The sequence below is a fragment of the Methanospirillum sp. genome (assembly GCF_028679455.1).
GTDB lineage: Archaea > Halobacteriota > Methanomicrobia > Methanomicrobiales > Methanospirillaceae > Methanospirillum.
Genome location: NZ_JAJRBM010000277.1, coordinates 1 through 13,475, shown reverse-complemented (window position 1 = coordinate 13,475; position 13,475 = coordinate 1). Strand labels below are relative to the sequence as shown.

The following is a 13,475-nucleotide window of genomic DNA, read 5'->3' as shown; positions in this document are numbered from 1 at the left end:
GTTCAGGTAGACAATTCCACCTATCTGGTCAGCGGGTATACCAACTCCAATGACGGAGATGTAACCGGTAATCATGGAAGTTATGATGTATGGGTAGCCAGTCTGGGTACTCAGAATACCGAAGAAAATTTCCCCTCCATTGATATGGAAACCCTCCTGTCCCCGACCGGAGCAAAAACGGGAACCAGCACCCTGGGTTCGCTCAGTAAGTGGACCTTTACTACTATTGATGCAGACCAGACCAATACTACTGGTCAAACGGTTGCATCCAGTCAGATCAAGGCCTCGTTTATCGTCAACTCCACACAAGGGCCTGCTCCTCTGACTGTTGCATGTACCAGTACCAGTCTGGGGAACCCGACCTCATTCTCCTGGGACTTCGGTGATGGGACCACGTCAGGATTAAAGAATCCCCTCCATACCTATACCACTCCGGGAACCTACTCGATCACGCTTCGGGCCATGGATGCAAAGACCGGGGGGGTCGGGGTGATGATAGACGCGATAACCGTAACTGAAAACAGGCAGTTCGCAACTAAATATTCAGCTCCGGGAACTGTATAACCTGAAAATTCCGGGTATCCGGGTATATATAAGCGATATCAACCCGGATATCTAAACTCTCCTAATTCTCATGAAATTCTCTGAAAAAACTTTAATTTGAAGTTATTTCAGCGTGTTTCTTGATTATCTACGAACCGTAGGTTCAGGGCTTACTTTTTTCGGCATCGTGCTCCCAAGATACCAAGGCTCACAAGTAGAACCGGTATTATCTGCATTGAGCCTGATTCAGGAGTATGAGCCGGGACAGGAGTAAGGGGAGGAGTTGTGGGCACCGGTGTGGGAGGTATAGTCTGAAGTCGTACCAGGTTCACCGATTTGCGGGTGCTCTCTCCCGGTTTCACATCAACGGTGGCAGTAACCGGAGTATATCCGGCATACACCAGAGACAAGGTATACGTACCGGCAGGAAGGTTCAGAGTGAGGGGAGTTATTCCCTGCATCCTCCCGGTCATCAGGACCTTTGCACCAGCAGGTATTGAATCAATGACCAATATCCCAGATACCGCTGGTTGCGGAGTCTGAACCGCTGCAACAGTAACCGGAACGGTTGTTGAGACGGGAGTAGAAACATGAGTCGGAAGGACTTTGTTAGATCTCAGATTTTCATTCAGCACCACCGGCCCGGCCTGTTCAGGTCCGGTGGTAACGTTTCTGGTCACAACGTCATATCCTTCACGTTTGATAACCACGGAATGCATACCGTCCTGAAGCCCGCTGACCACCAGATTAAACCCGCCCGGGCTTCCTTCAATCCCCTCCGGGGTCTTCCCACGGGTGATCCCATCAACGATTACTTCGGCCCCAAACGGATAGGAATGAACCCATATGGTTCCATAATCAGATTCGTTGAGGAGGGCCGCATGTACCAGGGTTGTCTTCCCGGGAGAGACTATGACCCCGGAATCGATATAATTCCGGTACCCGGGTTTGGTAACCGTAACCGAATGCTGCCCGGTCCTGACTCCTGAGTACTGATACGGAGTAGTAAAGTTTCCGACAATCCCGTCCAGGGAGATCTGGGCACTAGGTTGATCTGATTTGATCAGGATGTCACCATATGAGTCATCAGCACTACCTATATCGCAGAGTAACAGAAATAGCGTTAGCGAAACAGCAATTACATGCAGGCTCGCGATTTTCATGTATGAATAAGAAGAGCCAAACAAGATAAAGATGATGACGCATATGACAGAAAATCAGCGTAATTACCTACTCTGAACATATCTGACCTTTGGAGAGCGGAAGAAACACTTGTACCCCTTCATTATCTGAAATTAATAAGCATACGAAAAATAGCGAGTTAAAAGAGGTCCGTCAGGAACTACGATGCCTCACGGTGGTATTCGTAACCGGAGTGGTATTTGCAAGCACCGTAAATGCATCGTATTTGGTAACTGTTTTTCCGTCCTGGTTTTTGAGGGTCAGGTTATAGACCCCGGTTCTTGCTCCGGTAAGTGGAATGGCGATATACACGAGTGTGGATGTACTCTTCTTAAGTGAACTGGTATTGGCAGTGATCACATAATCTCCTTTCTGCAGGGTTGCCGAGGAAGGTATGAACAGATCACCGGCAATAGTAACCGGAAGCGTAGTATTGCTATGGCCGAAGGCGGGATTGAGGGTTGCAATGGTCGGCCCGGTTACCGTAAAGGTGGTGTTTGCAGTCGTATTGGTACCCGGGTTCGTGACCGTGACTATCCTCTGACCGGTTGCTGCATGTGAGGAGATAGAGAACAGACAGGTGATCAGGGTCCCGGTCCGGGTGGAATAGGGACCTACACTGATCCCGGTACCTGATACCGATACGGTGGACATGTTTGCCTCAAAGTTCGTACCAGTGATGGTTATCGTAACATTTCCGGACTGATCTCCTGAAGCCGGAGTGCATGAGGTAATTGCAGGACCACGCTGAAAGACCTGGACACGGCTGTTGCCAGTATCAAGCACATATACACTCCCATTCGAATCTGTGGCCACTCCTTTTGGATTGTTAAAAAATCCGGTAGCAGTCCCATATCCTCCCCAGGTTGCATTCAAAACCCCGGTGGCGTTGAACAGGTGAACCTGGTTACGTGAGGTATCGGTAACATACACATGGGATGCTGCATCACTTGCCAGTCCCTGTAGATTTCCAAGTGATACCCCCTCTTCAGTGATCAGTGAGCAGATGTAGTTCCCGGCTGCGTCAAACTTCTGAACTCTGCTGTTGTACCGGTCAGCAACATGTACATACCCTTCTGCGTCAACGGCTATCCCGGTCGGACTGTTGAACCTGCCTGGTGTGGTGCCATACTCACCCCAGGCAGTAGTGAAGTTGCCTGACTGGGTAAATTTCTGAATCCGGTTATTCCCGGTATCGGCAACATACACGTTCCCGCCTACATCAGTTGCGACTCCTGCCGGACTACAGAGTTCACTTGTATTTGTCCCATATGTCCCCCATACAGAGATGAAGGATCCTGACTGGGTAAATTTCTGGATCCGGTTATTCCCGGTATCAGCAACATATACATTCCCACTTGTATCGGTTGCAATCCCGGCTGGACTGCTAAACATACTCGTATTGGTACCTGATCCGCCCCATGAAACGATGTAAGTCCCATTGCCGGTGAACTTCTCGATACGGTTGTTGCCTGTATCTGCCACATATACGCTGCCGTTCGAATCTACTGCAATGCCTGATGCATTGGCCATGGATCCGTTCGTACTTCCTGCATTTCCCCAGGTTTGAACAACCGTAAAGACCCCGTCAGCCGGAACCATCGGTATAATGCAACTGAACAGGATCGTGATGATCACCACCTGCCTGACCACATAAGTATTCATGATTACCTTCCCCTCTCATCCACTGCGGCACCAATACCACAAGACACCATACCCAGAGATATGATCAACAGGACCTTACCGGTTTCTCCTGATGCCAGGGCTTCACCGGTAAACCCGATCATGCATGAGTGCCACCCATGAATTATATGAGTAATGATGAATAAAACGGTCGTATACCGGAGCAGATGGTTGTATCAGCGCATCCATTAACCCAACGATACAAATCACTCCTGACCAGGATTAAAGGGCAAATATGGGTAAAAGTGATCGTGATAGAAAAATTGGCGCAAGATTTCCTGATAAAAATGTTCCACCGATCTTCATCGTAAGATCTGATCCTACATATATTTGTATCTAATTTAGACAATCAGGGAGATCTGATACTACCAGATCAGGCATCATCACCAGTGTCGGAACCCATTATTATCTGAACCCGGTATTTTACAACCTGCTGTCAGACCATACGTATCCTGGAGTGTGGTTCTCTTCCCGATGTCACCCGGCGTTGCCTAATTACAAAAAGTAGGCACCAGTATGTTTTTATCCATCCACTTAAAACAGATAATCAGGGGCCTTACATGACACATATGCTGCCAGTAAGGGTGGGGTCAGACAGATGGACCAAACGGTCTATAGTTGCCAGATGGATGAGTATCAGAAGAACAATGTCACTCCTACATACATTCTTGAAACCATCCCCATAGCGGTATTTTGGGCAGAATACCGTGATTACACATGGTTCAAATCAATCACTTTGCCGGTGGAGACAATCACCGGATATCCACCTTCATTTTTTATCGATGAACCCAGTTCGCTGGAATCGTTACTCTCTTCTGCAGATGTCAGGTATAGGGAGCAGGCGATACAAGCAAGCCTTCAGGATGGTACTCCATACCAGGTAGTGTACCGGTTCATCAGGGCAGACGGTGAGTCGCGATGGCTCGCGGAATGGGGCAGACCATGCCGTGGATCTGACAACTCATGGTTGATTGCAGGAGCCATCGGTGATATTTCCAAAGATCGATCAGGCCCTGCAACCTATCAGAGAAAAGATCGGATAGACCGCCGGATTTTTGATGCGATCGTTGATCTCATTGTCACTATCGACGATGATCACAGGATTCTTGAGATCAACAAAGCGATGGCTGATCTGCTGAATCTCAACCCGGATGAATGTATCGGACGTTATTGTCAGGATATATTTCCCTGTACGCCGCAATGGTGCCTGTTCTGTCCACATACAAAAGCAATGGAGAAGGAAAGACCACAGGTCGATGAGATCTCCGAACTGGTACCAGGAACCACCTATCAGGTCAGTTCTTCACCCTACCTCGATTCGCAAGAGATGCGAAAAGGATGTACCCATATCCTTCATGATATCTCGATCAGAAAACAGCAGCAGCAGAGTCTGCAGGATTCTGAAAAGAAGATCCGGGAGATGAATCAGGAGCTAAAAGGTACCCAGGATGAACTCAGACGAGTAAACGCAATGTTAAACTGGCAACTACTGCAGCAGAGTGATGAGCTGAAGGCCCTCTCTGCAGAGGTCCTTGACCGGAACCGGATGGTTGAGCATCTGCTCAGCCAGAAAGACCGGTTTATCAACCAAATTGCTCATGATCTCAGGACACCAATCACTCCAGTGCTTGCCCTCCTTCCCATGATCCAGGAACGTATCTCTGATCCCTATCTCCAGGAGATTCTCACCCTGTTTGAGATGCGGCTTGGATATCTCAGGGAGATGTCAGAGGATGTCATCAGGTATGCTCATCTCAACAGTCAGACCTACATCAATGATTATTCTCCGTTCATGTTGCATACGCTCATTGAAGAGACATTTTCAGTGTATAACACCATGGCGTTTGAGAAACATATCACTCTGATCAACTGCATTCCGCCCGGATTGCAGATCTGGTTATCCAAAAGTCAGGCACCATTGTTGTTCCATAATCTTATCGAAAATGCAATTCAGTACAATACGGTGGGGGGAACTGTGAACGTCGGGGGGCGGGACGAAAACAGTTGGGCCTCTATTACCATTACAGATACCGGAGTGGGGATCCCACCAGAACGGTCAGAACAGATCTGGGAAGAGTTCAGTACCGGAGATCCGTCACGGAGTGATCCCCTGCATAAGGGATTTGGATTACCGCTCGTGAAACGGATCGTGACGATGCACCGGGGATATATTATTGCATCAAGTCAGGGAGCTGGCTGTGGAACAACCTTTTCTTTGACCCTGCCGCTTGTTCCGATTCCTGATAAGTAAGCAGATGCAAGGCTGGTTCAGAAATGATCGGAATGGAACAGTCGTAAAGGACAACCTCACACAACAATTCATCGGGAGAATTTGAATAGGACAGAATAGTCGGGTCTGGAAGTAAACGGGAAGGGAGTGCCTTCCCGCGATCAGATCACCTGGTTCTTTGGATCGCATACATGCTGATTCTGGTATTCTCCATCAGGACATAGCAGGTATATTCGGACTCTGACATGTGGGAGAAACATTGCATGAGAATGTACCGCTCATTTGGATATGACTATTGCTCTCATGGTGGGGAAGGATAATCAAACACATCCCGATGATACCAATACCAATCTGCATTTTTACTCATTCATGGATAGCCACGAAGTGAGCAGAACCTGTCTGACGGCTCAGTATTTAAGAACACGGGCCCATATCAGTTGGAATGGCTAACCAGATGGTTGCAGGCGTGAACTCATATGAGGGTAAGCCCGGACCACACCGACAGGAATGAGTGCCAGATTGGGGCACTTCAGACGGTAAATCTAGTATCAGGTCATGAACTACGCACCCTATCGGGCTCATCCGAATAATTTATTTTTTGATGAACAATTACAAATTTAATATAATTAAGATAGATTTATGTAATGGGAAATATATATCGTCGGTGAATGAAAGAGTCAGGCAATACCCGATTTGTATCACTTTTGATCTTGTGTATTATGTTCACTTTGATCATTCATGCAGCTGCCGAGAATCCTAGCGAGAATCCATTGGATTCTCAGAGTATTGCCCTACAAAGTCAGCAGGATCAGGGTATTCATGCGAACAATCAGATCAAAAATTCGGTGCCGGTTGTTGATTCCAATTCTCCTTCCCAGGAATCCGCAAATGGGGTGAGCAATACAACTTCAACATCATTCATGAGAGGGCTTATGTACCTGACCCCTGCACAGATGCAGGCATTCCAGGCTCATCGCGCTACGATGCCGACCAAATCAACGTATTCAGGACAATCCCTCCCAGCCGGATCGGTGTCTCTCTTATCTTCGGTCCCTTACCTTGGTGAAAACCGGGATCAGGGGCATTGTGGAAATTGCTGGGTATGGGCCTCTACCGGTGCATTGGAAATCGCCCATTCAATCACTAATAATGTCAGTGATCGCTTATCAATTCAGTTTTTTGACTCAAACTGGAACAATGGATCTGTCACTGGAAATGCCTGTTCTGGGGGGTGGCCGTATCAGGTAGCAGATTTTTATAACAGTACCTTATCTCAAGTCATACCCTGGTCGAACACCAATGCAAGTTATGCTGATTATAATTGGACGAAAGGAAACCGTTCTGGCATACCTGCATCGTATATTTCTACAACGCCAAACTATCCGCTCACCTCGGTTTTTGATACCGCCCTCCTTACCAATACCAGCCAAAGCACTGCTATCACCAATATTAAATCAGAACTCAATGCACATAGGCCAGTAATCTGGTCTTTTCTTCTACCTGAAACCGGATGGACTGCGTTTGCCAATTTTTGGAATTATCAGAATGAATCAGTAATCTGGGATCCAGATCCCTATAGTGGAGGAGTAGATGCAGGGGGTCATGCAGTGCTTATCGTGGGATATGATGATACCGTGAGTGTCCCGTACTGGCTTGTTCTAAATAGTTGGGGCACTACTTCTCAGCGATTAAACGGTGTCTTCAAATTGAAGATGCAGATGAACTACTCAACTAGTATTATTGACGATAATAAATCCATTGACCAAAATTATTATGATATCTACACCACGGCATATCATTCACCAACTCCCACTCCGACGGTAACACCTACCGTATCCCCCACGTATGATCCATACCATCTGGAGGCATCTTTCAAAACTGATCGGACATCGGGTGCGGCTCCTTTGCACGTTCAGTTTACTGATACGTCCAGCGGAAGTCCCAATTCCTATTACTGGTACTTCACGAACGGTATCAGTTCCACGGAAAAGAATCCCTTTATTACGTTCAAAAACCCTGGAAACTATTCAGTATTCCAATTTGTCAGTAAAAATTCTCTCAACTCAGTTGAATATAAAGAAAATCTGATTCAGGTTTTGTAAAATATCTCACCAACTCAATTTTTTGAAGAAAGGGAAACTTACCAGTTACGTTTCAGTACCCTGATTATGGGGAAAGGGGAAGGGAGGGGGAGGAGATGGTTCTAATTAAAAGTTAGGTTTTGCGGGATGGAAAACGGGGGTGAGGCAATTACCATATGAGGAGAAGAAATAGGAGTGGTATGAGGACTTCCGGATGTCCTATTGCCACCCCAGAGTCCGATGATCATTACCACCAATACTAATGATATCCCGACTATTCCCACACCATAATATCACCAGGGGGTAGTAATTGAGAACCGCCGCTCAATCAGACTTTCCCAGTACTCTCTGATTCTTGGTATACCCGATAATGACCGGGAGGAACCCGAATCTCAAACCTTGCTCCCTGACCTTCTATCCCGGTCTCCTGAATCGTCATCCCGGTAATAGCCAGGATCTCAGCAACCAGAAAGAGACCAAGGCCGGTATTTTTACCAAACCCACGCTCAAATATCACATCTTTGTCAGATTCAGGGATCCCGGTTCCGTCATCTTCCCATACGATGATAAGCCCGTCTGAATCCTGTCGGTATGAAACGGTGATCGTAGTGGCTTTCTTTCCATACCGGATGGTATTGTCAATCAGGTTGTAACAGACCTTCTCAAAGAGGGGGTCTGCATAAATCATGAGGTTGTAGAGACGAATGTCAGCATTGATGGTATCAGGGAGTTGTTGCGATGCAAGAATTGCGGTTATATCCATCCATGTAGGATCACAACTTCCCATAACCTGATACTGTTCGGTAAAAATGATATGGGAACTGATAACATCGGTAGTATCCCGCATTTTATGAAGAATATTAATAATTTCTGGATTCGGAGAACACATCGTGGCCAGATGAATGAAACTCTTCAGGATCGTGACCTTGTTCATAATATCATGCCTGGTTATACTGTTCATCATGGTGAGATGCCGGTTTACCCGTTGTAATGCATCATCAGTCAGAGCCCGTTCATGGATTTCATGCTGTAACCGTTTATTCTGGAACTCGAGATCAGATCTGAGCCGGTGCAGGGTCAGATGAGTCTTAATCCTGACCAACAGTTCCTCCGGCTCTATCGGTTTTAAGAGGTAATCTTCACAACCAACCTGAAATCCTCTGACCTTATCAAAGGTATCACCAAGAGCTGAGAGAAAGATGACCGGAATATGAGAAGTGGCAGGATCAGAACTGATCCTCCTGCAAGTCTCAAATCCATCAATCCCTGACATCAGTACATCCAGAAGGATCAGATGGATCTCCTGAATCGATAATTTTTCAAGTGCAGTCTTCCCATCGGTCGCAATAAGAACCTTATAACCTGCCCCTTCAAGAACTGTCTGCAGAAAAGAGATAGAGGTGGGATCATCATCAACAACCAGAATTGAACCTTCCCTTCCTCTCACCGGTTCGCACCCTCTGATATCTGACCTGTTTAACTGAGGAACGGTGAAAAATTCATCAGACTGATTCATATCATCACCTCATCAAGAAAATCCCGAATCATCTTCTCCTCATACCTCAAGGAATACGCTCGAATCGTTGTGCAAAATTTCGAATAACTTGAGTCACTTCCCTCAATATCATCAAGCATCATCTCTATCTCCCGGTAATCACCTTTCAGACACGCCAGATGCAGCCCGTTCAGAACCTCATCCGGAGGAATCTTCAGGGGCATTGCATGTTCGTCACTCTTTGCTGGTGCTGCTTCATCCCGGGGTTGGAATGACCAGGTAAGTCTGAGTTGATCCCGGATCAGCTCCAACAGGAACGGAATATGGATCGGTTTTTCAATAAAAGCATCAGATGCCGCAATAAACTCATTCTTGCGTGGACTTTCAGTAATTGTTGCAGAGATCCCGATAATCCCCGGCTTTTTTAAGCCTGGAAGATCAAGTAACGCTTCAATGACGGAAAGCCCGTCCATCCCTGCCATCACCAGATCCAGCAACACGAGGTCAGGTTTTTGTTCCTGAACCAGCCTGATAGCATCAGTGCCGGTATCTGTTGCAGTAACCCTGAATCCGAGCGGAATGAGGAGTGATACCAGCATTGCTGAATTCGCATGATTGTCATCGACCACCAGGACTGAACGGGGAGGTCCGAGGTACCCGGTGATTGCTGCTTCCTCATGAAACGACATATCTCTGTCCTTATCTTCAGACAACGCCAGTTCTACTGAAAATATACTGCCTCTCCCGGGTTCACTGCTTACCCTGATACTACCTCCCATCAGTTCGATCAATCTCCGGGTTATCGGCAGCCCGAGCCCGATTCCATCTCTTTTTGTCACCTCTGATCTGATCCTGATAAACGGTTCAAAAATGGTATCAATCAATGAGGGAGGGATACCAATCCCTGAATCTTCTACCTCAAACATGAAGATCCCGGCAGGATCATACATCGTTCTGACAATGATACTGCCTTTGTCCGTATATTTGACCGCATTACTCAGAAGGTTGATCATGATCTGAGTCAGTTTTGGCTCGTCTGCAAGAACCTGATCAGGCAGAGAACTCCGGGCCTCGTGTATAAGATGCAGTCCTTTATCCATAGCCCTGATACGGTTGATATTGATGACATTGGTAAGAATCCGGTCGAGTTGTACCTGAGTAAGGTTCAACTCCATCTTTGCAGCTTCTATCTTCCCGAGATCGAGCAGTTCATTAATCAGGGTGAGCAGGTGTTCTCCTGAACTCCTGATCGTTTCAATCTGTTCAATCTGGGTACTGGTGAGATTCTCCTGCTGCTTCAGAATATGTGAATATCCAAGGATCGCATTGAGCGGAGTCCGCAGTTCATGACTCATACTTGAAAGAAAATCAGATTTAGCCTGGTTAGCCCCTTCAGCCTGCTCTTTTGCAATCTTCAATTCAGAAGTTCGCTCTCTGATGAGATCCTCAAGATGGTCCCGGTGAGTTACCAGTTCATCATAATACCGTGAGTTTTCAAGAGAAATTGCAGTTTGTGCAGACAAAATTTCCAGGATCTCAGTTCGTTCAGGAGTGAATGCATTGGTTACCTTGTTATTCTCAAGATAGAGAACAGCCCGGATTGACCCTCTGCTGACAAGCGGGAGGCAGATGACCGACCTGATTGCATACTTTACGATGGCAGGTTCATGAGTAAACCTACCGACATGACCGGCATCAGCGAGGATCACCTTCTCTTTAGAATGAATAACATAACTGATGATCGCTGATGGGATGGACGGATCTGACTCAAAGGAGAGCGAAGGAAGAACTTCCGGCTCACCATCCAGGTTCTGATATGCCTCAATACGCCATATTCCGTCCTTTTCAAGGAGCAAAAGCCCTCGTTCTGCCCCTGCATTCTCAAGTAGGACCTGGATCATGGTTGCAAGCAGAGACTTTAGATCAACCTCACAGGAGATCGCCTGCACCGCTTTCATCACGGTGACCATATCAAGCGATGAGAGAAGAGAAGACGCGGTGGGCCGTTTCAGAAGATGAGGGTACTGACCGGCAAGTTGTTTGACTTTGGCGGTGGCTTCCCATCTGGAATACCCGGCATATGCTTCTTTCAGATGATGACCTGCTATCTCATCCATCCCATGAGCAAAGTAAAATTTTGCTGCCAGTTCATGAGATATCGCTTCCTCATTCACAAATTCATGTACCCGTGCCCCCTTAATCGCAGCCTCATAGAGCCTGGCAGCCTTCCAGTAATCGCCTGACACACGGGCTATCTCTGCCTCAACAAGGTCATACTTATGCAGATTATTCATGGGAGCAAGGTGAGCCATACCCAGGAGTTGAGTCTGGTTTTGGAGAACTTGGTTCATGAGCGATGAATCGGGATCATCGTTCGTATAATTTTTCAGCATTCCCAACGATGAAAAGAATAAGGTAACCGGCATACCGAGAGAGCCTTGTATTGCTGAAGTATAGTTCAATACTTCGGTACTACAGACAGACACCTGCTCTTTATCCAGAATATAGGAGTAGATTAGATTGCAGAGATAGTAATTCAACAACCCGTGATGATCTTGTGATGCAATTGAAGATTTAACCCATGCCCTCTCATCAAATTGCTCAATCAGTTCTGATTCACCACCGGTCAGAAGGGTAACCAATTTGAGATAATGAAGTAGCCAACCGAGGAAATGAGTTTGTTTGAGTTGGGTAATTATATCAACATTTTTTGTTATTCTCTCTTGTAACCTGGAAAGTGGTTCACCTGAAAAAAAAGCAGAAGAACATGCATGAACTGCATTGAGAGCGGCATAAATAAAGTTTCCAGTTTCAATTCCGCTTACAATCCCATCAGTGAGTGTAGTGATAGAATTCCTGAGCGGTTCTACCCTGGGTTGAATGACACATCCAAACACATTTTTTGAGGTACTATACGTAATTTTATTATTGGTCTGATCCAGGAGATCAAATGAGAATTTCGCCAACTCATACGCTTTTTTAATCTCTTTTTGCATCAATACCAGCACTAAACTAAAACCCGCGTAGATATGGGGTGTCATCGTGTAATTTCCTGACACCATTGAAAACTTACACAGATACGAATACACCGAGATGTATTGTCTGGGCGAACTGGCATACAGAAGAAAACCAAGAGGACTGATGATATCAATAACTGAAACACTTTCAGGGTTGCTCAGAGGAGGCAGATCCCTGATTCCTTGCATGCCGACCTTTTGCATCAGAGAAAGCGTCTCTTCAACCTGTGTTTCAATCTCCTCATCAGATGGATTATCAGGAATATGAACCCCAAATTGTGTTAACGCATTCATTCCGTGAGTAATTGCTTCTTGTATCCTGCCTCTGGCGATATACGCGTTAATTTCAGTGACGATCACCGGAACCGTATCGACAACACGTTCTGCCTGAACATTGACTATTGCAGCATATCGTTCCATTGAGTCATAGTTTCCAATAAGATACGCGGCTTCTATGGCTTCCTGGTACAGGTTCAACATTACCTGGTATTCCCGCTCCCATCCATCCATCTCCAAGGCACCCATACCCTTCTCAAAGTATTCGAGTGCAGTACCGAATGCGGTTCCATGCTTGGCTTTCTTTCCTGCGATGAGGTTCAGTCGTGCACGCTCCCTTCGATCTTCGTGAGACTCCGGTATCCCTTCGGTATGATTCACATGTCTGACTATCTCGAATATCCGGTCATGAAGCTCAGTTTCAGTAGAATTCTGAATCAGATATGTACCGATCTTCTTATGGATCAGAACCTGTTCTGAGTGTGCAGCCATTGAATATGAGGCATGATAGACCTGATCATGAGAGAAGAGGAATCCGGTTCCACTGGGTACAATGTATCCTTCAGTGAGGGATCCCTGAATAAAATCCGTTATTGTCTGACTGCTCTCCCCGGTGATCTCTTCAAGGAGATCCTGATCGAACCGGTTTCCGATACAAGAAGCATAGGGGAGGATCTTTTTTACCGTGAACGGAAGACCATCCATCTTGGAGGTGATTACCTCCATTACATTATCAGAGATCGTAGTCTCCCGGATAGCATTCATCTGCCACTCCCAGCGTGCAAACGGGGTTGAAAAGGTGATGGCATCCCTGGCAACCAGCGTGGTCAGAACCTGTTTTGCAAAAAAGACGTTCCCACCGGTCTTTGAGAGAATGAGATCAGATACCGGAGAGATCTCATGATCACTGACATGAAACAGTTCGGTTAACATGTGGGTTAATGAGGATTTATTCAGGTTTCCAAGTG

Annotated in this window: 7 protein-coding genes; 3 read left to right on the top strand and 4 right to left on the bottom strand. The window is 46.5% G+C overall.

The features are described 5' to 3' along the window. A partial coding sequence (locus LUQ50_RS09395; RefSeq protein WP_300039496.1) for a PKD domain-containing protein occupies positions 1-564 on the top strand: 564 nt, incomplete at its 5' end. 149 nt (positions 565-713) lie between these two features. Here the strand turns inward: LUQ50_RS09395 and LUQ50_RS09390 are convergent. Continuing rightward, positions 714-1,706: a PEGA domain-containing protein gene (locus LUQ50_RS09390; protein ID WP_300039494.1), complete on the bottom strand. Its 993-nt coding sequence runs from the start codon at positions 1,704-1,706 to the stop codon at positions 714-716. Between the two features lie 172 nt (positions 1,707-1,878). Beyond that, positions 1,879-3,390, bottom strand: a complete 1,512-nt coding sequence (locus tag LUQ50_RS09385; protein WP_300039492.1) for an IPT/TIG domain-containing protein — start codon at positions 3,388-3,390, stop codon at positions 1,879-1,881. 616 nt (positions 3,391-4,006) lie between these two features. On the opposite strand from LUQ50_RS09385, the gene LUQ50_RS09380 reads away from it, so the two are divergent. Further along, on the top strand, positions 4,007-5,659 hold the full coding sequence (locus LUQ50_RS09380) for a PAS domain-containing sensor histidine kinase (RefSeq protein WP_300039491.1): 1,653 nt from the start codon (positions 4,007-4,009) through the stop codon (positions 5,657-5,659). 749 nt (positions 5,660-6,408) lie between these two features. After that, entirely contained in the window at positions 6,409-7,740 is a 1,332-nt protein-coding gene (locus LUQ50_RS09375) for a C1 family peptidase (protein WP_300039490.1), read from the top strand. Between the two features lie 307 nt (positions 7,741-8,047). Here LUQ50_RS09375 and LUQ50_RS09370 read toward each other — a convergent pair whose 3' ends face one another. Further along, positions 8,048-9,235 (bottom strand): response regulator, encoded by a 1,188-nt coding sequence (locus LUQ50_RS09370; protein WP_300039489.1) that lies wholly within the window; start codon positions 9,233-9,235, stop codon positions 8,048-8,050. After that, positions 9,232-13,440 carry an ATP-binding protein gene (locus LUQ50_RS09365; RefSeq protein WP_300039488.1) on the bottom strand — a complete coding sequence of 1,403 codons (4,209 nt, stop codon included), beginning with the start codon at positions 13,438-13,440 and terminating at the stop codon, positions 9,232-9,234. Before LUQ50_RS09365 ends, LUQ50_RS09370 begins: the two co-directional genes overlap by 4 nt. Between the last annotated feature and the right edge of the window lie 35 nt (positions 13,441-13,475).

Excerpts from the sequence above, each read along its gene's own strand:
- LUQ50_RS09390 (WP_300039494.1), bottom strand. The coding sequence starts at position 1,706 with ATGAAAATCGCGAGCCTGCATGTAATTGCTGTTTCGCTAACGCTATTT.
- LUQ50_RS09385 (WP_300039492.1), bottom strand. The coding sequence starts at position 3,390 with ATGAATACTTATGTGGTCAGGCAGGTGGTGATCATCACGATCCTGTTC.
- LUQ50_RS09380 (WP_300039491.1), top strand. The coding sequence starts at position 4,007 with ATGGACCAAACGGTCTATAGTTGCCAGATGGATGAGTATCAGAAGAAC.
- LUQ50_RS09370 (WP_300039489.1), bottom strand. The coding sequence starts at position 9,235 with ATGAATCAGTCTGATGAATTTTTCACCGTTCCTCAGTTAAACAGGTCA.
- LUQ50_RS09365 (WP_300039488.1), bottom strand. The coding sequence starts at position 13,440 with ATGTTAACCGAACTGTTTCATGTCAGTGATCATGAGATCTCTCCGGTA.